This window comes from Amycolatopsis albidoflavus, assembly GCF_039525725.1.
Classification (GTDB): Bacteria; Actinomycetota; Actinomycetes; order Mycobacteriales; family Pseudonocardiaceae; genus Amycolatopsis; species Amycolatopsis albidoflava.
Map to the genome: position 1 here is coordinate 40,264 of NZ_BAAAHV010000005.1, position 22,342 is coordinate 62,605.

At 68.2% G+C, this 22,342-nt stretch carries 24 protein-coding genes; 14 read left to right on the top strand and 10 right to left on the bottom strand.

All coding sequences use genetic code 11. The features are described 5' to 3' along the window. Window positions 1–47 precede the first annotated feature (47 nt). Both ABD156_RS04730 and ABD156_RS04735 read right to left on the bottom strand, forming a co-directional pair. A complete protein-coding gene (locus ABD156_RS04730; RefSeq protein ID WP_344267012.1) occupies window positions 48–350 on the bottom strand; it encodes a hypothetical protein in 303 nt (100 codons plus the stop codon). A gap of 83 nt (window positions 351–433) precedes the next feature. After that, window positions 434–1,249: a P-loop NTPase family protein gene (locus ABD156_RS04735; protein WP_344267015.1), complete on the bottom strand. Its 816-nt coding sequence runs from the start codon at window positions 1,247–1,249 to the stop codon at window positions 434–436. Window positions 1,250–1,421: 172 nt separating this feature from the next. Between ABD156_RS04735 and ABD156_RS04740 the strand changes: the two genes are divergently transcribed. After that, complete coding sequence (locus ABD156_RS04740; RefSeq protein ID WP_344267018.1) at window positions 1,422–2,051, top strand: hypothetical protein; 630 nt, start codon at window positions 1,422–1,424, stop codon at window positions 2,049–2,051. A gap of 399 nt (window positions 2,052–2,450) precedes the next feature. Here the strand turns inward: ABD156_RS04740 and ABD156_RS04745 are convergent, their stop codons facing one another. Then, window positions 2,451–2,681, bottom strand: a complete 231-nt coding sequence (locus ABD156_RS04745; protein ID WP_344268582.1) for a hypothetical protein — start codon at window positions 2,679–2,681, stop codon at window positions 2,451–2,453. On the opposite strand from ABD156_RS04745, the gene ABD156_RS04750 reads away from it, so the two are divergent. The 10 genes from ABD156_RS04750 to ABD156_RS04795 all read left to right on the top strand — a co-directional run bounded on the left by ABD156_RS04750 (window position 2,590) and on the right by ABD156_RS04795 (window position 12,396). After that, window positions 2,590–4,428: a S53 family peptidase gene (locus ABD156_RS04750; protein ID WP_344268464.1), complete on the top strand. Its 1,839-nt coding sequence runs from the start codon at window positions 2,590–2,592 to the stop codon at window positions 4,426–4,428. The two genes, ABD156_RS04745 and ABD156_RS04750, sit on opposite strands and share 92 nt — an antisense overlap. Before the next feature lie 72 nt (window positions 4,429–4,500). Further along, a complete protein-coding gene (locus tag ABD156_RS04755) occupies window positions 4,501–5,370 on the top strand; it encodes a L,D-transpeptidase (protein ID WP_344267021.1) in 870 nt (289 codons plus the stop codon). A 22-nt stretch (window positions 5,371–5,392) separates the two neighbouring features. Beyond that, window positions 5,393–6,136 (top strand): hypothetical protein, encoded by a 744-nt coding sequence (locus tag ABD156_RS04760; protein ID WP_344267024.1) that lies wholly within the window; start codon window positions 5,393–5,395, stop codon window positions 6,134–6,136. A 104-nt stretch (window positions 6,137–6,240) separates the two neighbouring features. Next, the gene (locus ABD156_RS04765) at window positions 6,241–7,356 is read left to right on the top strand and encodes a hypothetical protein (RefSeq protein ID WP_344267027.1); all 1,116 of its coding nucleotides are present in this window, start codon (window positions 6,241–6,243) and stop codon (window positions 7,354–7,356) included. Between the two features lie 599 nt (window positions 7,357–7,955). Next, a complete protein-coding gene (locus tag ABD156_RS04770; protein WP_344267030.1) occupies window positions 7,956–8,144 on the top strand; it encodes a hypothetical protein in 189 nt (62 codons plus the stop codon). Window position 8,145: 1 nt separating this feature from the next. Beyond that, window positions 8,146–9,264 carry a 3-oxoacyl-[acyl-carrier-protein] synthase III C-terminal domain-containing protein gene (locus ABD156_RS04775; RefSeq protein WP_344267033.1) on the top strand — a complete coding sequence of 373 codons (1,119 nt, stop codon included), beginning with the start codon at window positions 8,146–8,148 and terminating at the stop codon, window positions 9,262–9,264. Between the two features lie 12 nt (window positions 9,265–9,276). Further along, window positions 9,277–9,804, top strand: coding sequence for a hypothetical protein (locus ABD156_RS04780; RefSeq protein ID WP_344267036.1), 528 nt, complete (start codon window positions 9,277–9,279; stop codon window positions 9,802–9,804). Then, the gene (locus ABD156_RS04785) at window positions 9,801–10,850 is read left to right on the top strand and encodes a tyrosine-type recombinase/integrase (RefSeq protein ID WP_344267039.1); all 1,050 of its coding nucleotides are present in this window, start codon (window positions 9,801–9,803) and stop codon (window positions 10,848–10,850) included. Before ABD156_RS04780 ends, ABD156_RS04785 begins: the two co-directional genes overlap by 4 nt. Before the next feature lie 142 nt (window positions 10,851–10,992). Further along, window positions 10,993–11,442 carry a hypothetical protein gene (locus ABD156_RS04790; protein WP_344267042.1) on the top strand — a complete coding sequence of 150 codons (450 nt, stop codon included), beginning with the start codon at window positions 10,993–10,995 and terminating at the stop codon, window positions 11,440–11,442. A 348-nt stretch (window positions 11,443–11,790) separates the two neighbouring features. Beyond that, entirely contained in the window at window positions 11,791–12,396 is a 606-nt protein-coding gene (locus tag ABD156_RS04795; protein ID WP_344267045.1) for a TetR/AcrR family transcriptional regulator, read from the top strand. Here ABD156_RS04795 and ABD156_RS04800 read toward each other — a convergent pair. Further along, window positions 12,393–13,304, bottom strand: a complete 912-nt coding sequence (locus ABD156_RS04800) for an NADP-dependent oxidoreductase (RefSeq protein WP_344267047.1) — start codon at window positions 13,302–13,304, stop codon at window positions 12,393–12,395. The genes ABD156_RS04795 and ABD156_RS04800 overlap by 4 nt on opposite strands. Window positions 13,305–13,392: 88 nt before the next feature. Between ABD156_RS04800 and ABD156_RS04805 the strand changes: the two genes are divergently transcribed. Then, a complete protein-coding gene (locus ABD156_RS04805; protein ID WP_344267049.1) occupies window positions 13,393–13,962 on the top strand; it encodes a TetR/AcrR family transcriptional regulator in 570 nt (189 codons plus the stop codon). On the opposite strand, the gene ABD156_RS04810 is transcribed toward ABD156_RS04805, so the two are convergent. Continuing rightward, entirely contained in the window at window positions 13,939–14,913 is a 975-nt protein-coding gene (locus tag ABD156_RS04810) for a helix-turn-helix transcriptional regulator (RefSeq protein WP_344267052.1), read from the bottom strand. The two genes, ABD156_RS04805 and ABD156_RS04810, sit on opposite strands and share 24 nt — an antisense overlap. A gap of 89 nt (window positions 14,914–15,002) precedes the next feature. Between ABD156_RS04810 and ABD156_RS04815 the strand changes: the two genes are divergently transcribed. Further along, complete coding sequence (locus ABD156_RS04815; RefSeq protein WP_344267055.1) at window positions 15,003–15,446, top strand: nucleoside deaminase; 444 nt, start codon at window positions 15,003–15,005, stop codon at window positions 15,444–15,446. 1 nt (window position 15,447) lies between these two features. Here the strand turns inward: ABD156_RS04815 and ABD156_RS04820 are convergent, their stop codons facing one another. Beyond that, complete coding sequence (locus ABD156_RS04820; protein WP_344267058.1) at window positions 15,448–16,101, bottom strand: NIPSNAP family protein; 654 nt, start codon at window positions 16,099–16,101, stop codon at window positions 15,448–15,450. A 356-nt stretch (window positions 16,102–16,457) separates the two neighbouring features. Here ABD156_RS04820 and ABD156_RS04825 point away from each other — a divergent pair, with 356 nt between their 5' ends. Beyond that, window positions 16,458–17,429, top strand: a complete 972-nt coding sequence (locus ABD156_RS04825; protein WP_344267061.1) for a chitinase — start codon at window positions 16,458–16,460, stop codon at window positions 17,427–17,429. Between the two features lie 692 nt (window positions 17,430–18,121). Here the strand turns inward: ABD156_RS04825 and ABD156_RS04830 are convergent. The 4 genes from ABD156_RS04830 to ABD156_RS04845 form a co-directional block, all read right to left on the bottom strand. Continuing rightward, a complete protein-coding gene (locus ABD156_RS04830; protein WP_344267064.1) occupies window positions 18,122–18,391 on the bottom strand; it encodes a hypothetical protein in 270 nt (89 codons plus the stop codon). Between the two features lie 102 nt (window positions 18,392–18,493). Then, complete coding sequence (locus tag ABD156_RS04835; protein WP_037814758.1) at window positions 18,494–19,099, bottom strand: TetR/AcrR family transcriptional regulator; 606 nt, start codon at window positions 19,097–19,099, stop codon at window positions 18,494–18,496. Between the two features lie 124 nt (window positions 19,100–19,223). After that, window positions 19,224–20,390, bottom strand: a complete 1,167-nt coding sequence (locus ABD156_RS04840; RefSeq protein ID WP_344267074.1) for an acyl-CoA dehydrogenase family protein — start codon at window positions 20,388–20,390, stop codon at window positions 19,224–19,226. Then, on the bottom strand, window positions 20,387–22,339 hold the full coding sequence (locus ABD156_RS04845) for an acetyl/propionyl/methylcrotonyl-CoA carboxylase subunit alpha (RefSeq protein ID WP_344267077.1): 1,953 nt from the start codon (window positions 22,337–22,339) through the stop codon (window positions 20,387–20,389). The genes ABD156_RS04840 and ABD156_RS04845 overlap by 4 nt, the downstream gene beginning before the upstream one ends. Window positions 22,340–22,342: the final 3 nt, after the last annotated feature.

The window sequence follows — 22,342 nt, forward strand, 5'->3', positions numbered from 1 at the left end:
TGCCAGCAAACGGATTCGGGCACACATGCGCGGGTCCAGGCGGCCGGTCATTTCGCCGCGCCCGCGAAGCCGTTGATGACGGTCCAGCCGATGCCGTACAGCAGCGCGCCGCCGACCGCGCAGAGCATCATGACCAAGCCGACCTTGCCGGCACGGTGGTGATCGACCCACCGGCCGCCCGCCCACACCACCAACCCCATGAAAAAGCCCACCAGCAAAGCGATCCCGGCGGCCCACTTCACATTGCCGACGAGCCCGAGGATCTGGTCGGCCCCCGGCGGTCTCGACGGTTCCGGATTCGGAAGATCCGCGACATGGACGATCCAGGTCCACACCACATGGCTGAGCATCGCGACTCCCTGCTCGGCACCCGGACGAGACGGGTGCGCGGAAGCGGGAGGGCTTCATACGACGAGGGCGAAAACACGGGCAATCACGAAGGTCTTCGGTGGGCCTGCGGAGGCGGCAGCCATCCTGTCGCACGCCATTGGCGCAGCAGCGGAGAAAGAGCGGTACGGATCTTGTCCGGTGTGACGTCGGCGGTAATCCCGCCGGTTGCGATCTCTCGGTCGTGCGGCAGGAAAACCGCGCTCTCCCGCATCGCGCTGACCCGAGTCCCCGCCGTCGCCGCGACCCGTGCAGGCCACCGTCGCGCCCCGACAACCACCAGATGCCCGATCGACGGGATCAGCCGCCGCAGCACCCACGGTTCGAGGCGAGCGAGAACCTGCTCGGCTTGGACCAGACCAGGCACGGTAGGCCGCAGAACCAGCAGCGGGCATGCCGCGAGACCCAGCCAGCGACCGGCACCCAGCCGCACGTCCGACGCGAGTTCCCAGGCGTCGCCTGCCACGTCGACGACCGTCGCCTGTACGCGGCGGTCTCCAGGAAGCCACCAGAGGGACGGCGCGACCGACCGGGTTCTTCCGGGGTCCTCGACGCGGCCCACGAGCGCTTGCGCTCGCCAGGAGAACCGCACGCGAGCCACGGGGTCCGGAACGCGGACGACCGGGCCGTCCGCTCTGGCCGCCCGCCCGAGTCCGGAACGGACCGGCCCCGCGGTGTCGGCAAGTAGCACAGAATATCCGGCTAGCTGCAACGCGTCCGAGAGCGCGGCAGCGACTACGCTCACCCCGACGCCGCCGGACGCGCCCAGGACCGGGATGACCAACCCCAACCGGGCACGGAGCGAGTCCGCGCTTGCCGACTGGTGCGAATCGGCGGCCGCACTGCTGGGTGAAGTGCTCATCTCGCGCCTCCCGGACGTCGCTGACCTGCGCCGCGTCCCCAGTTTGGAGGCGCGACGGCTTCAGCTGTTGTCAAGGAGGGCAGGTCGTGAGAGATTTGACTCGCTGTGTTGTCACGACACAGGCCAGCGTATCGATGAAGCAGTGCTTGTCAAGCAGCACCGAGGGGACCAGATGAACGACCAGCGCGCACAGCAGAGCGGCGGTGCACGCGGATCAGGCGATTCGCCGATCCCCCGTCGCACTGCCGAGCAACAGGCCGCGCTGTACCGGACACTGCTCGGGTTCGACAGCTTCTCCGGGCGCCTCACGCACATGCTGGCCCACGAGTCGTTCGTCCGCTACGACGCGGATCGCACCCCGGTCACCGACCCGGAATTCATCGCGGCACACGCAGCCGAACTGCGGACGAAGCGAGCCTCCGCCCAGGCGATCGCCGACTGGCTCCTGGCGCACCGCGGGATCTCGATCAGCCGTCAGCAAATCAACAACCTGCGTGCCGGTCGTCGCCCCATGCCACGCGCGTCGGAGGTCAACGGCTTCGCCGACTACTGGCGCATCGACGCGCGCGCGCTCGATCCCGCCACGCCGGCCGAGCACATCACGGGCTTTCCCGACACGGAGACCAAACTCGCCGCACCGGACTGGCGCATCCTCGAGCTGATGAACGAGATCGGTCTCCAAAGCGTCCAGGCCCGGGAGATCGGCTCCGCGTTCGACAGCTCGTCCCCCGACAACAAGCAAGCGCTGATCGAGATCCTGTCCGCCATCTCGCGGGACCAGAAGACAACCAACGGCGACTGACCACTCTCCGCCTATTTTGAATTCACCTGTTGACAAAGTGCGGTCAGCAGGTAGGTTTACACCGAGTTGGCCGCCACGGCCGCCGCATCAGGGAGGGTGCGGCGCACCGGCCGGACGGCCGCCGACACGGGAGTTGTCGTGCCGACTGACGTCGTGCCGGCGACGCACATTCACGCACCGAGGGATCGCACGTTCTCCATCATCCCTCCGCGCTCTGACTGCGTCGCCGAGATACAGCACCACCTGAACGGACGCGGTCCGCCCCGAGGGCCGCCGCGAACCGGGTCCGGTTCGCGCTCGCCCAACCCAGCGCACCGCGAAAGCAACAATTTAAGTCCTTAATGGACTCTTACCGTGCCCCGCCTGTCGGCGAATCGCCGGGGCGGCATCACTTTCTCCTCAGTTCATCGTCAGCGCCGTATCCGGCGCGACCTTGTCATGCCACAAAAACAACCTAAGGACACTCATGCGTTTTTCTCCGCCCACCGCGGCATTGGCCGCGGCGCTGGCGCTCTCGTCGGCTGTCGCCGCGCCTGCGATCGCCGACGGAACCCATGACGCGAGCACCGACCGAAGCGCCCTGTCCGGCAGTATTCCCGCGTGGGCCACGCCTTCGACGAAGATCGGCAACGTCGACACCTCAGACGTTCGCCAGGTACAAGTCGCCTTGGCGTTGCGCGATCCCAGCGGCGCAGCACGACTTGCCAGCGAGGTTTCGAGGCCGGGGAGCAGTCAGCGCGGACATTTCCTTTCTGCCGCACAATTCACCGACCGCTTCGGACCGACCGACGACTCTGTACGCCAGGTACAGGACTGGCTTGCCCGCGCAGGCCTGACGGTGAAGGACACGACCACGAACCGGATGTTCGTCGACGTCGAAGGCACCACCGGCGATCTCGAACGCGCCTTCGGCACGCATCTCGCTTCATACCGCACCAAAATCAGCGGCTCAGCCCGAAGTCTCACCGCGCCCGAAAACCCGATCACGATTCCCCGCGCGCTGCACGGCGTGGTCAGCGCCGTGATCGGGCTGGACGACAGCGGCAAAACCATCAGGCCGCAACACACCGCACCACACGCCCCGAATACCGAACAGCACTGCGCGCGCTGGTGGGGCGAACAGAACAACACCGACGTCCCGCAAAAATACCCGTCCGGCGCACAGTCGAACTCGCTGTGCGGCTATACCGGCACCTCGCTGCGGGCCATGTACAGCCTCGGCTCCGGCGATCAGGGATCCGGCACCACCATCGGCATCGTCGGCGCCTACAACGGGAACACGGTTGCGGAAGACGCCAGCCGAGCGGCGAGCCAAACCGGAATCCCCCAGCTGAAACCAGGCCAGTACACCGCGGTCCTGCCCGATGGCGGATTCACCGATCAGCAGAAGTGCGACGCCGACGGGTGGGCCGGCGAACAGGCGCTCGACGTCCAGTCGTCCCACGCCATCGCGCCCAATGCGAAGATCCGGTACTACGCCGCGAAGACCTGCCTCGGCGGGCTGTACGACGCGGTCGTCAAGGCAGTCAACGAGAACGCCGCGGACGTGCTGTCGTTCTCCTGGGGCAACGCCGACGGCGAACGAAGCATGGCCCCTGCGGTCCGCGACCAGTTCAACTCGATCGCATTGCAGGCCGCCATCCAAGGACAGTCCATCGCGGTCTCGACCGGCGACGCCGGAACGAACGCCGGGATCACCGGATCCGCGACCGCGAGCTTCCCGTCCTCCAGCCCGTGGGTGACCGCGGTAGGCGGCACCACCGTCGGCCTCGACCAGCAGAACAAGCCAGTCGTGGTCACCGGCTGGGAGAACGCCGGAAACACCCTCTCTGGCGGGCAATGGGTCCCCCAGCGCAACACCGACGGATCGTTCGCCGGCGGTGCAGGCGGCGGTTCCTCCGCGCTCTATGGCGCTCCTGACTGGCAGAAGGGAGTCGTGCCCGCCTCGGCAAGCCACGGACACCGCGCAGTGCCGGACATCGCTGCACTGGCCGACTCCTACACCGGTTTCCTGGTCGGGCAGACCCGGCAGGGCCAGTTCGGCCTGTACTCCTTCGGCGGCACCTCGCTCGCGGCTCCCGTCGTCGCCGGGCTGGCAGCCGACTCCCAGCAGGTACGCGGTGCGCGCGGCGGACTGCTGACCCCGTCGCTGTACGCCCTGCGAACCGGGATCAAGGACGTCACCCCGGTCAAGGCCGGCGTGTTCACCCCAACGATGCACACGCTCCCGGCGACCGGCGTGCCGAGCCAGCAGGGCCAGTACCTGATCGACCTCGACACCCGACCGCAGACCCTGCAAAGCGGTCCCGGCTGGGACAACGTCACCGGAGTCGGCACACCCGACCGCGGTTTCGTCGCAGCGCTCGCCGCGAAGTGAACCGGTGGTGCGGGCCCGGTCAGGGGGCTGGCCCGCACCACCTCCGTTCCCGATCACGACGCCGGAGGCCTGATGCCCACGCTTATCTCCCGACGCCCGTCGATACTGCGCACCTGGACACGCCGGTTCCTGTTCGTAGCAGGAGGTTTCGCGTGCGGACTGCTGCTGGCGATCTCCGTGAACAATGCCCTGAACGTCCCGCAGTCGGCGACCGGCGAAGGCATTCCCGCACCGGCACAACACACCGCGGCAAAGATCACGCCTCAGCCTGTATCGCACCCCGAGTCGCTACCTCAGGCCACGACCTACGCCACGATCCCCGCTGCGCCGCGAGACCTGAATGACCGTGACGCGCCGGACGGAACAGTCGTGCATCCGCTGCGGCCGATCCCGCTCTACCGCGCTCCCGGCGCGGAACCGTTCGCTGTGTTGCCGGTGCAGGAGATCAGTTCGGACACCTGGCTTCCCGTTGTGGCAAAGGAGGACGGCTGGGTCCAAGTTCTTCTGCCGTCCCGCCCGAACGGATCCGTCGGCTGGCTGTCCACACAGGACTCCGCGTTGACAGTCACCCAGACTCCCTACCGGATCGAGGTGGACCGGGAGACATTTCGCCTAACGCTGACGCACAACGGCACTGCGGCCGCCACCTGGACGATCGGCATTGGCAAGGAATCCGCGCCGACGCCGGCGGGCCGCACCTTCGTGATGGCGTCCCTCACCGACGCAAAACAGGCTTACAGCCCCGTGATTCTCCCGCTGGGAATCCACTCGAACAGTCATGAGACCTTCGGCGGCGGCCCCGGAACGGCCGGCATCCACACCTGGCCCGACCCCAGAGTCTTCGGCACCCGCTCCAGCGACGGCTGCGTCCGCGTCCCTGCCGACGCCCTGCACCGACTGGCCGCCGAGGTGCCTCTCGGCACTCCGGTCCTCATCCGTTGAACACAACCAAGAAGGAGCAGCAATGCCCACACAACCGCGCGCTGTCCGGTTCGCATTGGCCGGGGCAGGTGCCAGCGCACTAGTCCTCGGCGTCGCCGTCGGAACCACCTCGCTGACGGCGAAACCCGCCGCGCTCGCAGCCGGCTCCGGCTCCAGCGCGTCCGGCATCACCGTCAGCAATGGAGAACACTTCGGCCCTGCTCCGTCTGTCTCCAGCAGCGGCAGCGTCAAGACCGGCGGAGGGTCCGTCTCCTCCCCCAGCGGCGCCGTAGTCGCCAGCGGCATCAGCCTCCGCGCCGGAGCCGGACTCGCCGAGGCGACCGTTTCCAGTGTCCGCGTCGGCACCACCAGCGTCGGCCCATTCTCCGCCACCTGCCGCAACGGCGTCACCACCGTCAAGGCCCCGACGCGCTCCACTGGCAACCTCACCGTCACCCCAGGAAAATCCGGAGGACCGCAAGCAACCGCCGGAACCATCACCGTCAAAACCCCCGGCGCACCAGCGATCAGTGTGACCGTCGCCGTTGTCTCCTGCGGCACCGGCACCCCACCCACCGAACCGCCGCCCACCAGTCACCCCGGCGAACCCACCCCGACCGGAGAACCCGCACCAACCGGCAAACCCACCCGACCAGGCCATCGCCCAGCTCCGACCGAACGACCCGGCCCAAGCGGCCAGCCGACCGACCCCGGCCACGACCAGCCCGGATACCGGCCCGCACCCTCCCCAACGCCCCGCCCCGGCCATCTGCCGGTCACCGGCTGACCTCCTGCTGTGGTCCGCCAGCAACCGGCGGACCACAGCAGCCCACCTCGACGTGACGACCCTCCCCCGTCACCGCAGCAATCCCAAACCCCGCGGGAGGAACAATGACCGCCACACAACCCGAAACGCAGTCCTCAGACGCCACGAACCCCACACGCGCCATTCACTTCGTCGGCTCCCTGCCGCCGCAACTCGCACCGACACCGCAAGCGGGCATGCAATGGATGCTCGACCAGACCCGCGACCACACCCTCGCGAGCCTTCCCTGCGACGCCGACCCGCGGTGGATCGTCGACTGGCTCTACGCCCTCGAACACGTCGACGCGCTCGAACCCGTCCGCACCGGCGACGCCACCAGCTACGACGACTACCCCCGATACCGCATCACACCCGGCCGGAAACTCGCACCGGAAGACGTATCCCTCCGCCGGATGAGCCACACCGCCACCGTCATCGCGGCCCGTCAAACCCTCGACAGCCCACACGAAATGCCACCGGCACAGGTATCAATCCCCGGGCCGCTCGACCTGGCCTACATCTGCTTTGGTGCCCCGTTCCGCACTCTCGCGAACGTCGGCGTGCTGCGCGAGGCCCTGCTGCACGACATCAACGAGATCCACCAGCGCTGGGGAGACGAGATCGTCTTCCAGCTCGAAACCCCAGCCTCCCTCACTCTCCTCGACCGCGTCCCCCGATCCCTGCAAGCCGCTGCGGCAGGTCTCCTAGCCGAGCAGATCACCCGCATCATCCGAGACAGCCCGACAAACGCGAAGTGGATCCTCCACCTCTGCCACGGCGACCTCAACCACGAGCCGCTCGTCACCCCTTCCAGCCTCGCGCCCGCCGTGCGCATCATCCGGGCCCTTCACAGGCAGCTGGCCCAGCTCGGACTGCGCATGCCGCGCGTGCACATCCCGATGTGCACCGGCACGAGCGCGCCCTCCACCAACGCCGCCTACTACCGCGCGCTCCTCCGACTGCCCGACGACGTCGAGGTCATCGCAGGGCTCGTCGACGAACACCACGCATCCGAGTCAGCCCGCGCACTTGAACTAGCCGAGAACGCCCTTGGACGTCCGTTCACCGCTGTCGCCGCCGCTTGTGGCCACGGCCGCCGCACTCCCGACGATGCGGAAGCCAATGCTGTACTCGCACGCGAACTCGCCTCCGCGCCACACCGCACCTTCGCGCGGCACGGCAAGCCAGGGCGGGCAGCATGACCGATCCGCACAATGCAGTGCTCTGCCGACCAAACGGAGCGAACACCCGTCCGTTACCAGCCGGAGGGCTGAGCACATTGGTCCTGTATGCGCCACCAGTACCTGTGCAAGGTTTTTCCGCGGCGCGATTGCTCCTGCCCGGCGCACGAAGCGTGCCGCCGCGTCGCCATCGCACCGCCGAAAGCGCTCTCGTTGCGCTGAGCGGATCCGCGGCCGTTCTGTCGGGCCAAGGGATGGTCCCCGTTCTTCCGGCAGCTGGCGACATTGTCTATATCCCGGTCGGCACGCCCTACTCGATAGTCAACCTCAGTCTCAATGCCACGGTGCTCTGTCTCATGATCGCGACTGACCCCGCATTCGACAGCAACGTGGTCCCGATACCCGAGCTCACCGGATTGGGAGCCGCGCGCGCGAATGCCCTTCGCGCCGAACACCTGCACCGGATAAGGACCGCCCCAGCCAGCAGACTCCGCACGCGGCGGCGGTAAGGAACTCCCTGCTTGATTGCCCGCTGTCGCAACCAACTCGCACAGCCCTCCCCTGCTGCCCAACGCTCTCGACATCCAGCCGATGGCATCGTCTCAACCAGGGAGGACATAGTGCGCGATCAAATCCTGCGCGCAGCTCACGAGCTACTCACCGCGCAATCCCCAGCCTCATTGCCACCAGTCACCCTCGACGAGATCGCCGCTCAAGCTGGCATCACCAGGACCCAGCTTCGCGCCTACTACACCTCGGTGGCGGCAATCGAAAACGACCTCCGCGCAGACACCGGCGGACGGTACTGAGATGCAGTGGTCATCCGTCCACATCCGCGGGATCGGCGCCACGCTGGGCAAGCTTGTCCCGGTCGCTCCAGGCCATCGGACCGGACAGCAATCCATTTCGATCGCAGATCAGAGCACCGGCATGGACCTCGCAGTCAGCTCCGCGAACGCTGCGCTCTCTGCTTTGGCTCAGATCACGAACGGCCCCCTGCCCGTCCCCGAACTGCATCTGCACAGTGCGATATGGCGAGGCAGCCGCGGGATCGACTTCTGGTCTCGCGCCAACTACATCCGCGCCAAGCTCGGCCTGCCTCCCGGGCCTGGCATCACCGCCGAGCTGAACGCCATGTCGAACTCCCTCGTCGGCGGCATCGACCTCGGCTCCCGAATGCTCGCCGGCAGCGCCGACCTCAACCACATCCTGCTCACCGGCGGTGAAGTCTTCGGCCCACCGGCGTTCGACCACCTCAACGCCGACCACGGCATCGCCTACGGCGATGGCGGATCCGCCCTCATCCTCGGCAGGCTCCCCGGTTTCGCCCGCGTTCTGTCCACTGCCTCCTACACCGACCCCACGCTCGAGCAACTCCACCGAGGACACAGCCGCTTCCCACCGGCTGGCACGACGGACCCGGGGCCCGAACGCGTCCGCGAACGCAAGCGCCAGTACCTCGCAACCGTGGGCACCACCTCCATAAACCTCCGCAACGCGCACGGCATTCGGCACGCCTTCAACCACGCTCTCGCAGACGCCGGCCTCATCGCTGACCAGCTAGCGTGGATTCTCCTGCCGCACTACGGACAGCCTCTGCTCGATGCTCATTGCCTCCGGCCTCTGGGCATTTCAGCCGAACGCACGCTCAGCCAAGACGGCAGTCGTTGGGGCCATATCGGTCCCAACGACCAGATCATCGGCCTGGCCCGGCTTCTCGCGCGCGCCGATGTCCAAACGGGCGACCATGTCGCTTTGGTGGGCGTCGGCGTCGGCATGACTTGGACCGTTGCCGTCTTGCGGATCGAACGGGTTCCAGGGAACCACCGCTTCCAGACGTCCTTGTTCCAGAGCACGGAGCAGCGCGATGACCCGCCGCCGGGTCTCGCGAGGCTGCCCCACACCTCGCAGCCCTCCGCGGAACCGTGAACGGACGATGCGGTGACCCCTCCAGAACAAACCCAACGCATTCGACCACACGAACTGGACAGCATCTGTTCGCCTCAACAAGTCGATAAAGAGGCCCCGCTGTCACCGATCATCGAAGCCCTGGCACCTGACATCCGGGAACGCGGCAGATCGCGGCCTGTCGAGCCTCTTCCGATGATCGCGCTGACCAGCGAAACGAACTCCTCCTCCGTCGTCTATGCGATCTGCCGCATCGACGAGTCGGGCAGGTTTCACGACAAGGACATCATCGAGACCGCGGCCTGGTTCCCCGGAGAACGACTGCAGGTCCAGTTCATCAGCGGTGTCGCTGCCTTCGCACCGACCCCATCCGGCCCCCTCACCGTAGCGCGACGTCGAAGCATTTCCGTCCCCGCGCACCTCCAAAGACTCCTCGGACTCGAATCAAAAGACAGAGCACTGCTGGCCGCCGCACCGGAATCACGCATTGTCATCGTCTACCCGAAATCGGCGATCGACGACATGGTTCACCGCTTTCATAGCGTCGGGGCAGGCCGGTGACCGCAGAAGCAGGGTTCGCCGCGGCCCACGAAGTGAACTCGCATGTCGCCGACATCCTGACAGCGCAGACCATCCTTGAACGCCTGCGAGTGTCGCCGCTCGAACTGATCGAAACGCCCGCCAAGGTATACATTCCGACCTTCGCCGAGTACATGCCCGCCGTTATCGCGGCTGCTTCCCCGAACTCTGTGCAAACGTGGCGGCACTACTGGCGTGTGCTCACCGAGGAGTGGGCCGACCGAAGGATCGATGAGCCGACCGCCACCGAAATCGGCAAGCTCGCCAATGACGTGCAAAAGCGCTCAGCACTTCGGGAAAATTCGCGAGACGGACGAGGCGCGAAGATGACTTTTATCGACGCTGTCCGTGCGTTCTACAACCATGCGGTCAGCGACAAGCTGATCGGGAGGGCCGAAAACCCCGCCGCGCGCGTGAAGAAACCGCGACGTCACGCCAGCCTCCGCCGAGCGCTGTCACACCAACAGCTTTCCGACATCAACGAGGTCGCGGCCACGACGGGGAACGATCCGCACCTGGACACGCTGTTGATCCGGCTGCACACGGAAACAGCCTGCCGCCGCGGCGGCGCCCTCGCCCTGCGACCGGTCGACCTCAATGACATCGACTCCACAGTCCGGCTGTACGAGAAGGGCGGCACCAGCCGGGAACAGCCAGTCTCGCCGACGCTCCTGGCCGCGCTGACCCAGCACACAGAGCTGCGCAACCCGAATGGCATCAGCAGCGACCGACTGCTGCGCGCGCGCAACGGGACTCCCATGCAAGCGGCGCGGTACGCCGCCCTGTGGTCGCGGCTAGGCCAGCACCTGCCGTGGATCAGCGCAGCCGGAGTCACCGCACACTGGCTGCGCTACACGACATTGACCTGGGTGGAACGGAACTTCGGCTATGCCGTCGCAGCGGCCTTCGCGGGCCATGCCGGCGGATACCAGACCGGGACGACTCTCACGTACGTCTCAGCGACGATCGAGGAGATCGCCACCGCGGTGGCGGCCCTGACCGGCGAGCCGCACCCGCTCGTAGCTTGACCTTCATGAGGATTCGCTCTGGACGAAGAATGCAAGTCCATGGTGGCGAACCTCTGCAGGCGCTCCGTCCGGGCGCGACGCTGAGTGACGGATAGTCCGGCACTGTCTCCGCTGCGCTACGACGCTGCGTATGGTGTGCGTCGTGTCTCACCCCGATGCGCGCGTTGTCGCGCTAATCGACGCGAACCCGCACCTGGACGCTGACGAACTGGTCGCGGCATTCGAACTGTGTGACGAAGTCGGCGACCAAGTGCACCCCTACGAGGCTGCTGAGCGCCACGCACACGACCTTGTCGGTGCGTGGCTCGTCCGTACAGGCGCACGCCACTACCGGGGCGACCGCGACCTGCTGCCGCAGGACGACAACTCTCGCGAGACATTCCTGCGCGCAGCCGGCATCGACCGTGACCTGACCGATGAACAGGGACAACCCGTGGCTGCTCTTCCGTTCCAGGTCTTGATCGAACTCTTGGAAGACCTGACGGTGCATCTGGCAGCGTCCGGCGGCGCACCGCTGAAGCGGCATCACGACTATGTCCGTCACCGCCTCACGATGGACGCTGCGTACCGCGCCTACCACGGTCAGGCCTAGCGCGAAGCTCCTCCTCGGCACAGCTCACGGCGTGGACCGAACGCGCCGCTGCGGCCCGAGCTGCCAGGTCTCAGCGCTGTATAGATCAGACCAATGCCGCGGTTCAGCCTCGATCGACCTCGGTTCCGGTGCCTCAGAGGCTGGCTCCAGTGACTGCACGGCGTGAGTTCACGACCACCAAAAGGTGCTATTTCTCGCGGCCGCAGCCGCGTGGCTCGGATAGGCTCATCGGTATGTCATCCCCGATTGCGGGATGTGTCACCGGATTTCTCCACAAAGCGAGCGCTTACACTCTATGGACGACGGGCGGACTCACCGGCCGGCGCGGGACTAGAGGAGGATCGCCGGATGACCACGCTCTCGGCCGACCTGTGGCCCGACGTGCAGCCCGAGACCGCGCGCCGGCTGATGCTCGCCGGGGTGGAGTCGTTCGCCGAACGCGGCTACCACGCCACCACCACCCGGGACATCGCCGGCGCGGCGGGGATGAGCCCGGCCGCGCTGTACGTGCACTTCCCCTCGAAAGCCGCGCTGCTTTTCGCGATCAGCCGCAACGGGCACGAGCAGACGCTCGCCCTCGTCGAGGACGTCATCGGGCGCGTCACCGGCCCGGTGGAGCGGATGCGGCTGCTCGTCGAGGATTTCGTCGCCTGGCACGCGCGGCGGCACACCGTCGCGCGCGTGGTGCAGTACGAGCTGAATGCGTTGCCGGAGAAGGAATATCAGGTCGTCGCGCAGCTGCGGCGGAAGATCGAGCAGCGCGTGCGCGAGGTGATCGCCGACGGTGTCGAGTCCGGCGCGTTCACCGTCGGCGACGTCGGGATCGCTGCGCGAGCCGTGCTGTCGCTGGGCGTCGACGTCGCGCGCTGGTACAGCGAACGGACCCGGCAGACGCCCGCCGAACTGGGCAAAGAGTACGGCGAACTGGTCCTCCGCATGCTCGGCGCGAGCTAGAGCGCCAGCACCAGCTTGCCCCGAGCCTGCCGCGACTGGCTCAGTTCAAGCGCGGCACGCCAGTCGTCCAGCGGGAAAATCCGGGACACCGGAACCGAAAACCGCCCCTGCGCCGCGAGCGACGCGAACTCGCCGAGCACGTCGTAGCGCGGCTGGGCGCCGGAGCTGACAATGGTCTGGACCCCGGGTTCGGCCGAGCTGAGATCAAGCGTCAGCACGTGGCCGGGCTCCTTGACCGTGCGCACGAGTTCGGCCACCGCGCGGCTGAACGGGGCCGCGTCCAGCACGAGGTCGACCGGTCCCCCGGCCAGCGCCGTCACCCGGTCGGCGATTCCATCGTGGTAGCTGGTGACTTCCGCGCCCGTTGAGCGGAGTGTCTCGGCGTGTGTCTCGCCCGCCGTGGCTATCACGCGCGCCCCGCGCAGGAGTGCGATCTGCGTGGCGGCAAACCCGGTGGTAGTGCCCGCGCCGTGGACGAGCAGGGTGGTCCCGGAACCGACGCCGAGTGCGTCGAGCGCCGCGTAAGCCGCGCCGGTCGCCATCGGCAACGCCGCGGCGTGGACCGCGTCGAGCCCGTCCGGGCGCGGGAACCACGAATCGAGCAGCACCAACTCGGACGCACCCGCGGTCGGGCCGGTGAACGGCGCGCACCCGAAGACCGGGTCGCCGATCTTCACGCCAGTCACGCCTTCGCCGAGCGCGTCGACCGTGCCGGACACCTCAAGCCCGACCCCGCGCGGCAGGTCACCGGCGAACAGGCCCTCGCACAACGCCCAGTCCGCCGGGTTCAGCCCGCACGCTTGAACCGCGACGCGAATCTGGCCCGGCCCGGGGTTCGGGGCTTCGGCGTACTCGACCCGCAATACCTCGCCCGCCGGACCGTGCTCGTGAAAACGAAGGGTGCGCATCTGATGTCTCCTCGCGAGTGATGACAGAAGCTGTCGTCACCGACGCTACCAGAGTGATGACAGCATCTGCTGTCGCTACACTGGACGCATGGCGCGATGGGAGGGCAACACCCGGAACCGGCTCGAGCAGGCCGCGCTGGCACTGTTCGAGGAACAGGGCTACGACCGCACCACGGTCGCGCAGATCGCCCAGCGCGCGAACCTCACCGAGCGGTCGTTCTACCGGTGGTTCGCCGACAAACGGGAAGTGCTGTTCGGCGGCAGCCAGGAACTGGAAACCGAGTTCGTCACCGCGATCGACGCCGTCCCGCCGGGCACTCCCGCGCTGCCCACCCTGCTGGCCGCCTTCGCCACCGCGCCGCGCGTATTCCGCCCGCGCGAATTCCTGCTCCGCCGGGCAACGGTGATCGCGGCCAATCCCCCGCTGCGGGAACGGGAACTGATCAAGCTTGTCACCATTTCGGAAGCGCTCACGACCGCGCTGCTGGACCGCGGAATCGGCCCCGAAACCGCGCGGCTGGCCACTGATCTCGGCCTGTCCGTGCTGCGACTCGCCACCGAACGCTGGATGGCCGAGGAACACCGTGACGGCAAGGGTTTCCCCGAGGCGCTGTCCACTGCGGCCGCGGACTTGCTAGCCGTCGCCACCTCGGCCTGAAGCAGCCCGCGCGAACCGTTCCGCGATCTGCGCCAAACGCCCCGTCAATTCCGGCGGCGCGTCCTCCACCACGAAGTCGAATTCCCACTGCGCGAGGTAAAACGGAATGTAGTCGAAGGTTTTCGCGCCGGTGCGCATTCGGCAGCTTTCGTCGTCGATGGGCTCGATCACCGCCGTAGTCGGCGAAACCCGCGCGGACAGCACCTCCGCCGGCGCCGACACCCGCAACGTCACGATGTGCGGATAAGGCGCGGTCGCGATCCGGCTCGACACGTACGCGGCGAGGTCTTCGGCCGGCGGTTCCCTTGGCGTGAAACGGAAACTGGGCGTCGGGAGACCGTCGATGCGGTCCAGCCGGAAGGTGCGCCAGTCGTTGCGGCCGAGGTCCCACGCGACGAGGTACCACCGCCAGCCGGTGTGCACGAGCCGCAACGGTTCCACATCGCGCTCGGCCACGGCGCCCGCGTGCGTGCCGTAGGTGAACCGCAGCCGCTCGTTGTCCCGGCACGCGGCCGCGACCACGGTGAGCAGCTCCGCGTCGATCGTCGGCGCGCCGCCGGGGATCCGGACCATCGCCGAATCCATCGCCCGCACCCGGTGCCGCAGCCGCGCGGGCAGCACCTGTTCGAGCTTCGCCAACGCCCGCACGGACGTCTCCTCGATCCCCGACACGGTGCCGTTCGCCGCCGTCCGCAAGCCGACCGCCACCGCGACCGCCTCGTCGTCGTCCAGCAGCAACGGCGGCAACGCGGCGCCGGAGCCCAGCCGGTACCCGCCCGCGACCCCCGGCGTCGCGTGCACCGGATAGCCAAGCTGCCGCAGCCGTTCGACGTCGCGCCGGATCGTCCGGACGTCGACCCCCAACCGGCCCGCGAGGTCCGGGCCAGGCCACTCGCGGCGCGCCTGCAGCAGGGAGAGCAAGCGCAAGAGGCGTTCGGAGGTTCCGTACATGGCGGTTACTCTGCCACGCTTCGCGGACAGTTCCGGTCCTCGATCGCCCAGGACTTGCCGTGCTCCGCGAAGACCGGCAACAGTGACGCATGCTCGACGACCTGCTCGCTGTCGCCCGCGAAGAGGCGGAAGCCGGAAAAGCCGAGGGCGGCGTCCCGATCGGCGCGGCCCTCTTCGACCGCGACGGGAAGCTCCTCGGACGCGGCCACAACCGCCGCGTCCAGGACGGCGACCCGTCCCTGCACGCCGAAACCGCCGCTTTCCGCGCCGCCGGCCGCCGCCCGCACTATCGCGACACGATCATGGTCACGACGCTGTCGCCGTGCTGGTATTGCAGCGGCCTGGTACGGCAATTCGGCATCCCGCACGTGGTGATCGGCGAATCGCGGACCTTCACCGGCGGCCACGACTGGCTGGCCGACCACGGCGTCCGCATCGACCTTCTCGACGACCCGGCGTGCGTCGCCCTCATGACGGAATTCATCCAGCGGGAACCGGCACTGTGGTTCGAGGACATCGGCGAACCGACGTGACTCACGCCAACGGCGAAAACTCCGTCGGCAACGCGATAATCGAATCCGCGTCCAGAATCTCCTCCGGCGCACCCGGCGGCGGCCACATCCCCTTCGCGTAGAGATCACGACGGATCGCGAGCCGTTCGTCCAGACTCGCGAACGGCCAGATCTGGATGATCCGGTCCGGCCCGTCGAGCGCGTACATCACCACGGTCAGCGGATCGACCACATGCCGCGCGGGCAACGCTTTCCGCCAGCCGTCGATCGTCGCGGTCAAACCGCCCGGGCGAAGGTGATAATCGCGGATCTCGTAAACCGAACCGTACTTCCCCGGCCGCACCGGTGGGACGAACGGAAACGGCGCGAAACTCTGCAGCGACAAATCGGTCAGATAGTCGCCGCCGAACGGCTTGCGACTGTGGCGTGCCCGCAGCCGCTCCTCGTCGAGCGACTGCTGATTCTCGAACCCGCGCAGCACAACCAGTCTGCCAAGCGGGCCGTTCTCCGTCTGCCAGCAGCCGAGCAGTTCGCCGTGCCCCTCGACCCACGGCAGCACACCCTCAACGGCTTTCGGCCCGTCGAGCAGCTGAAAGGACAGGATCGCCAGCTCGTATCGGACGGCCTGCTGCTCCGCGGCGACGTCGGCTCCGCTGATCCGGACTGGTTCGGTCATGACGCTCCCCTTCGAAGATCGGCCGCTCCGAGGGCGCCGCTGACCGGGGAGCCGTCTTCAGCGTGACACACCGCTCCGGCAGCGCCCGCTGAGCGGCGTTGTTTGCCCTCCCGTCCGCGCCCGGCTTCCCGATCGTCCCGCTCACCGGCGCCCCGGAACATCCCGGCGACCTGGACACCCTCAGTGAGGTTTTTTCCCACTCCCGCCCACGTCTTGACACTTCTCAATGGTCTAGTCCATTGTGACTGCGCACACACTCCCCCGAGTGCCTGCGGGGCGCCGCCGCCACGTCCGGCTTCGCCAGGTGCTCCGATGCCGCGTGCCGCCGGGTGCGCGTTTCCCCCGTTGGAGGACCCATGAAATCCTTGCGCCGCACCACTTCCCGCCGGAAACTCGCCGGACGGCTCGGCGTGCTGGCACTCGCCGCGGGCGCCGCGCTGAGCACCACGGCCGGCACCGCCTCAGCCGCGGGAGACCCGGTTCTCGCGGCGCCGTATCTGTACCAATGGGGCGGACAGAGCGATCCGTCCGCCGCGATGGACGCGACCGGCGTCAGCGCGTTCACCCTCGCCTTCATGCTTTCCGGCGGCGGCTGCGCTCCCGCCTGGGACGGCAACCGCCCGCTCGACGGCGCCGACGCCGCGATGATCCAGAAGATCCGCGCCGCGGGCGGCGACGTGATCCCGTCCTTCGGCGGCTGGCAGGGCAACAAACTGGGCCCGAACTGCGGATCGCCGGAGGAACTGGCCGGCGCGTACCAGCAGGTGATCGACGCCTACAGCCTCAAGGCGATCGACCTCGACATCGAGAACACCGACGAGTTCGAGAACGCGGCGGTCCAGGACCGGATCCTCGGCGCGGTCAAGATTCTCAAGGACAAGGACCCGAACCTGCGCGTCGTGATCACCATGGGCACCACGCCGCAGGGCCCGAACGACTGGGGCAAGCGACTGGTCTCGCAGGCGAAGGCGCTGGGCGCGGACGTCGACGTGTGGTCGCTGATGCCGTTCGACTTCTCCGACGGCGGCGACATGGTCGCGATGACGAAATCCGCGGTGGACGGCCTGGTCGGAGAACTGAAGTCGACCTTCGGCTGGGACGACGCCACCGCCTACCACCGCGCCGGGCTGTCGTCGATGAACGGCAAGACCGACCGGGCAGGCGAGGTCGTATCGGTCGCGGACTTCACCGCGATCCGCGACTGGGCCGCCGAACACCACCTGGGCCGCGTCACGTTCTGGGCGACCAACCGCGACTGCGGCGGGTGCAGCGGGATCGACCAGGAGAACTACGCGTTCACGAAGGTCGTGGCCGGGTACAACGGCTGACTTCGGAGGTGGCCCGAGCCGGCTGCGGCTCGGCTGGCTTGCGCTGGGCTGGGCTGGGCCGGGCCGGGCCGGGCCGGGAACGCTTCAGCCGACGAGCCGAGTCCGCGGCGATTCCGCTGACCTGGCCTGGGTTGGCCCTGGTGCTACTGACCTGAGCCGAGCCGGCGGCAGCTCAGCCGGACTGGACAGGGTTGGCCACAGCGCAACCAACCTCAGTCAACTCGGCGGCAGCTCAGCCGGCTCGGTCCGGGTTAGCCACGGCACCGAGCCGAGTCAGCGGCAATTCAGCCGGCTCGGTCCAGGTTGGCCACGGCACCGAGCCGAGTCAGCGGCAATTCAGCCGACTTGGGCCGGGTTGGCCACGGCGCCGAGCCGAGTCGGCGGCGGTTCGGCTGATCTGGGCCGCGCTGGCAGCAGTGCGACTGACCTGAGCCGAGCCATCGGCAGCCCCGCCGATCTGAGCCAAGTCGACGCCGGTTCAACCAAGCGAAAGGGCCGCCGGTCGGGCCGCGCCTCGCGGGTCAGCCGAGCCGTGCCGCGGTGGACTGAACCACCGTTCCGCACCGGTGCGCCCGCCCGAATCGAGGCCGTCCGGCAGGGCGGAGTGCGGCGACGGGGACCGTCCCGCCCGGGGGGTCCCCGTTCTGCCGTCCGTCACACACTGTGCGTGGGTACGGCCGAACGAGTGAAGATCAGGCAGCGGCGGTGACCGACAGCGCGGCCACCCCGGCCTCGGTCAGCTCGGCGGGGACCCGGCCGGCGGAGGCGACGCCCGTGCCCGGGCGGACGTAGCCGCCCTTGGCGAGCGCGTGTGCGGTCATCTGGTCGCAGCAAGCGAAACCGTCGACGAACAGATCAGGCTCGCAGCTGGTGGACATCTCCGCGCGCTGTTGCGCGACCGCCTTGAGCATGGCCATCGCGCGATGGGTCAGCTCGACGGTCACCCCTTCTGAACCGGACACCGGGATCGCCTTCTTCCTCGTGGGCTACTTACTCAACGTTATCGCCGATTGGGCCGAATGTGTTAACAGCCACACTGTAGCGGTTCGGGAATGTGACGATGCCTAGACCTGTTCGGTTCCCGCCAGGCGAGATTCGAGCGTCCGAGCCCACTCGCGCACGATCTGCTCGCGACGGCGGGTGTCGTCGGTGAGAAGGTTGGCGAGGCCGAGGCCGCGCCCGAGGTCGAGAGTGGCCTGGACCAGTTCGCGCACGCCCGGCTGCGCTTCGTCGACGCCGAGCAGCTCGACCGCGACCCGATGCGCCTCCCGCCCGACGCGCGCCTCCAGCGGCACGAGCACGTCGCGCAACTGGTCGTCCGTCGACGCGACGGCCCACAGCTGCAACGCCGCGCGAAACATCGGCCCGGTGTAGAGGGTCAGCAGCATCTCGACCACCCACTCGATCCGCGACGAGCCGCCCGGCGACCCGGCCGCGCGCGTGCGCAGTTCGTCGAGTTGAGCCTCGCCGAGCAGTTCGACCGCCGCCGCGACCAGCGACTCCCGGGTCGGGAAGTGATGCTGCGCGGCGCCCCGGGAGACGCCAGCCCGCTCCGCGATGACCGCGACGGTGACCCCGTGCCACCCCCGCTCCCCGATGCAGTCCATCGCGGCCTCGATCAGCCGCCGCCGTGTGGTGCGGCTGCGCTCTTGCTGCGGTTCGCGGAGCATCAGCCGTCACCTCGCCCGGCCGGTCCGCTCCCGCACAAGGCCGTGAGGGGAACCCTCAGGGACTCTGATTCCCTCAGGGTTCCCCCCACGGACCTCCGGTCAGGCCTCATGCCGTCACCACTGCTCAGTACGACTTCGGCAGCCCAAGGCTGTGCTGCCCCACGAAATTCAGCACCATTTCCCGGCTCACCGGCGCGATTCGGCCCAGCCGCACGGCCGTCACCAGGCTTCCCAGACCGTATTCGGTCGCCAGGCCGTTCCCGCCGTGGGTCTGCACCGCCTGGTCCACCGCGCGGATCGCCACCTCCGCCGCCGCGTATTTCGCCATGTTCGCGGACTCGCCGGAGGCGAAATCGTCGCCCGCGTCGTACAGCGAAGCCGCCTTCTGCGTCATCAGTTTCGCCAGCTCAAGCTCGATTTTCACCTGCGCCAGCGGATGCGCGAGCCCCTGGTGCGACCCGATCGGCGCGCCCCACACCTGCCGTTCGTTCGCGTAGCCGACGGCCTTGTCCAGCGCGTACCGAGCGGTCCCCAGCGAGAACGACGCGCCCATGATGCGTTCCGGGTTCAGGCCCGCGAACAGCTGCGCGATCGCCGCGTCCTCCTCGCCCACCAGGGCTTCCGCGGGCAGCCGCACGTCGTCCAGGAAGAGGGAGAACTGGTTCTCCGGCGCGACGATGTCCATGTCGATCTTCGTGGACTCGAACCCGGGCGTGTCCGTCGGCACCACGAACAACGCGGGCTTCAGCCGCCCGGTCTTCGCGTCCTCGGTGCGGCCGACGACGAGCACCGCGTCCGCCTCGTCGACCCCGGAGATGAACACCTTGCGGCCGGACAGCACCCAGTCGCCGCCGTCCCGGCGGGCGGTCGTCGTGATCTTGTGCGAGTTGGATCCGGCGTCCGGTTCGGTGATCGCGAAGACGATCTTCTTGCTGCCGTCCGCGATTCCCGGCAGCCACTGCTTCTTCTGGTCCGGCGTGCCGAACCGCGACAGCACCGTCCCGACGATCGCCGGCGACACCACCATCAGCAGCAGCGGCGAGCCCGCGGCGGCGAATTCCTCCAGCACCGCGGCGAGGTCCGCGATCCCCGCGCCCCCGCCGCCGTACTCCTCCGGCAGGTTCACGCCCAGGTATCCGAGCCGGCCGGCCTCGTCCCACAGCTCGTCGGTCTTCTCGCCCGCGCGGGCCTTCTTCGCGTAATACTCGTGCCCGTACTTGCCCGCCAGGTCGGCCGCAGCCTTCCGCAGCGCCACCCGCTCTTCGGGCTCGACGAAGTTCATCGCGTTCATTCGGTCTCTCCCACCACAGCCAGCACCGCGCCTACCTCGACCTGTTGCCCGACCTCGACCGGCAGTGCGGCGACCACGCCGTCCGCCGGGGCCGAGATCCGGTGTTCCATCTTCATCGCTTCCAGCCACAGCAACGGATCGCCGGTCCGCACACTGTCCCCTTCGGACACCGCGAGCCGGACGACCGTGCCCGGCATCGGCGCCAGCAGCGATCCCGCGGCCAGTGCCGAATCGGGATCGGCGAACCGCGGCTCGGCGGTCAGCGCCACCGAACCCAGCGGGGAATCCACATAGGACACTGAGCCGCGCCGGGCGACCTCGAAGGTCCGGCGGACTCCGGCGATGTCGAAGACCACCTGGTCCGGCGCAGCTGAAACCAAGGTGACATCGTCGTAGCCTTCGGCGCGCAGACCGTCGCGGGTCAGCGAGTAGACGACCTCGTAACGGTTGTCTCCCTTGGCAAACACCTTCCGCTGACCTGCGGAGCGGACGTTGCGCCAGCCGCTCGGCAACCGTCCCAGGGTGGTGGCGGACGCCCGGTTCCCGGCGGCACCGGCTAGCGCGGCGGCCAGGGCGGACCAGCGTTCGGTGTCCACAGTGGCCAGCGGTGCGGCCAAAGTGTCCAGTCCGTGCCGGTCGAAGAACGCGGTATCCGTTTCTCCGGCGAGGAAAGCCTCGTGGCGCAGGATCCGGACCAGCAGGTCGCGGTTGGTCACCACGCCGTGGATCTTCGCGCCTGCCAAAGCACCGGCAAGCCGGCGCGCGGCTTCGGCCCGCGTGGGCGCCCACGTGATGACCTTCGCCAGCATCGGGTCGTAGTGGACACCGATCACCGAGCCGGATTCCACTCCGGAATCCAAGCGCAGCCCGGCGCCGTGGGTAAACTCGCGGTCCACTCCGGACACTTCGAAAGCGTGCAGCGTCCCGCTCTGCGGTTGCCATCCAGCCGAAGGGTCCTCCGCGTACAGCCGGACTTCGATCGAATGTCCATTAGCCGCAGGCGGTTCGGCAGGCAACCGAGCACCCTCGGCTATCGAAAGCTGCAACGCCACCAGGTCCAGTCCGGTGACGTTCTCCGTCACCGGATGCTCGACCTGCAGCCGCGTGTTCATCTCCAGGAAGTAAAACCGGCCGTCTGGACCAGCCAGGAACTCGACGGTTCCCGCGCCGACATAGTCGATCGCCTGCGCGGCCTTGCGCGCCGCGTCGAACAGCTCAGTCCGCATGGCATCGTCCACAAAGGGCGATGGCGCTTCTTCGACCACCTTCTGGTGCCGACGCTGAATGGAGCACTCCCGCTCCCCCACCGCCCAGACCGTGCCGTGCGAATCGGCGAGCACCTGGACTTCGATGTGCCGTCCGGTCTCGAGGTAGCGCTCGCAGAACACCGTCGGATCGCCGAACGCCGAGCCCGCTTCCGCACGAGCACTCTCGACGGCTTCGGCCAGCTCGCCCAGCGACCGGACCACGCGCATACCGCGACCGCCGCCGCCAGCGGAAGCCTTGACCAGCAACGGAAGATCGTCCTCGGTCACCGAGGACGGGTCCAATTCGGACAGCACCGGGACTCCGGCGTCGGCCATCAGCCGTTTCGACTCCACTTTGGAGCCCATGGTCTCGATCGCCGCGGGCGGCGGGCCGATCCACGTCAGTCCGGCGTCGAGCACCGCGCGGGCGAACCCGGCGTTCTCGGACAGGAAGCCGTACCCGGGATGGATCGCGTCGGCTCCGGCGTCCGCCGCGGCTTTGACAATCAGTTCGCCGCGCAGATACGTCTCGCCCGGCGCGTTGCCCGGCAGCCGGACGGCGACGTCGGCTTCCCGCGCATGCGGGGAATCGGCGTCCGCGTCGGAGAACACCGCGACCGTGCCGATTCCGGCGTCCCGGCAGCTGCGGAACACCCGGCGGGCGATCTCGCCCCGGTTGGCGACCAGCAGATTCTGGATCATGGC

Bases quoted from the DNA above. Each gene is read 5' to 3' on its own strand.
- ABD156_RS04730 (WP_344267012.1), bottom strand. From the start codon at position 350: ATGCTCAGCCATGTGGTGTGGACCTGGATCGTCCATGTCGCGGATCTT.
- ABD156_RS04735 (WP_344267015.1), bottom strand. From the start codon at position 1,249: ATGAGCACTTCACCCAGCAGTGCGGCCGCCGATTCGCACCAGTCGGCA.
- ABD156_RS04740 (WP_344267018.1), top strand. From the start codon at position 1,422: ATGAACGACCAGCGCGCACAGCAGAGCGGCGGTGCACGCGGATCAGGC.
- ABD156_RS04755 (WP_344267021.1), top strand. From the start codon at position 4,501: ATGCCCACGCTTATCTCCCGACGCCCGTCGATACTGCGCACCTGGACA.
- ABD156_RS04760 (WP_344267024.1), top strand. From the start codon at position 5,393: ATGCCCACACAACCGCGCGCTGTCCGGTTCGCATTGGCCGGGGCAGGT.
- ABD156_RS04765 (WP_344267027.1), top strand. From the start codon at position 6,241: ATGACCGCCACACAACCCGAAACGCAGTCCTCAGACGCCACGAACCCC.
- ABD156_RS04775 (WP_344267033.1), top strand. From the start codon at position 8,146: ATGCAGTGGTCATCCGTCCACATCCGCGGGATCGGCGCCACGCTGGGC.
- ABD156_RS04795 (WP_344267045.1), top strand. From the start codon at position 11,791: ATGACCACGCTCTCGGCCGACCTGTGGCCCGACGTGCAGCCCGAGACC.
- ABD156_RS04800 (WP_344267047.1), bottom strand. From the start codon at position 13,304: ATGCGCACCCTTCGTTTTCACGAGCACGGTCCGGCGGGCGAGGTATTG.
- ABD156_RS04805 (WP_344267049.1), top strand. From the start codon at position 13,393: ATGGCGCGATGGGAGGGCAACACCCGGAACCGGCTCGAGCAGGCCGCG.
- ABD156_RS04810 (WP_344267052.1), bottom strand. From the start codon at position 14,913: ATGTACGGAACCTCCGAACGCCTCTTGCGCTTGCTCTCCCTGCTGCAG.
- ABD156_RS04815 (WP_344267055.1), top strand. From the start codon at position 15,003: ATGCTCGACGACCTGCTCGCTGTCGCCCGCGAAGAGGCGGAAGCCGGA.
- ABD156_RS04820 (WP_344267058.1), bottom strand. From the start codon at position 16,101: ATGACCGAACCAGTCCGGATCAGCGGAGCCGACGTCGCCGCGGAGCAG.
- ABD156_RS04825 (WP_344267061.1), top strand. From the start codon at position 16,458: ATGAAATCCTTGCGCCGCACCACTTCCCGCCGGAAACTCGCCGGACGG.
- ABD156_RS04835 (WP_037814758.1), bottom strand. From the start codon at position 19,099: ATGCTCCGCGAACCGCAGCAAGAGCGCAGCCGCACCACACGGCGGCGG.
- ABD156_RS04840 (WP_344267074.1), bottom strand. From the start codon at position 20,390: ATGAACGCGATGAACTTCGTCGAGCCCGAAGAGCGGGTGGCGCTGCGG.
- ABD156_RS04845 (WP_344267077.1), bottom strand. From the start codon at position 22,339: ATGATCCAGAATCTGCTGGTCGCCAACCGGGGCGAGATCGCCCGCCGG.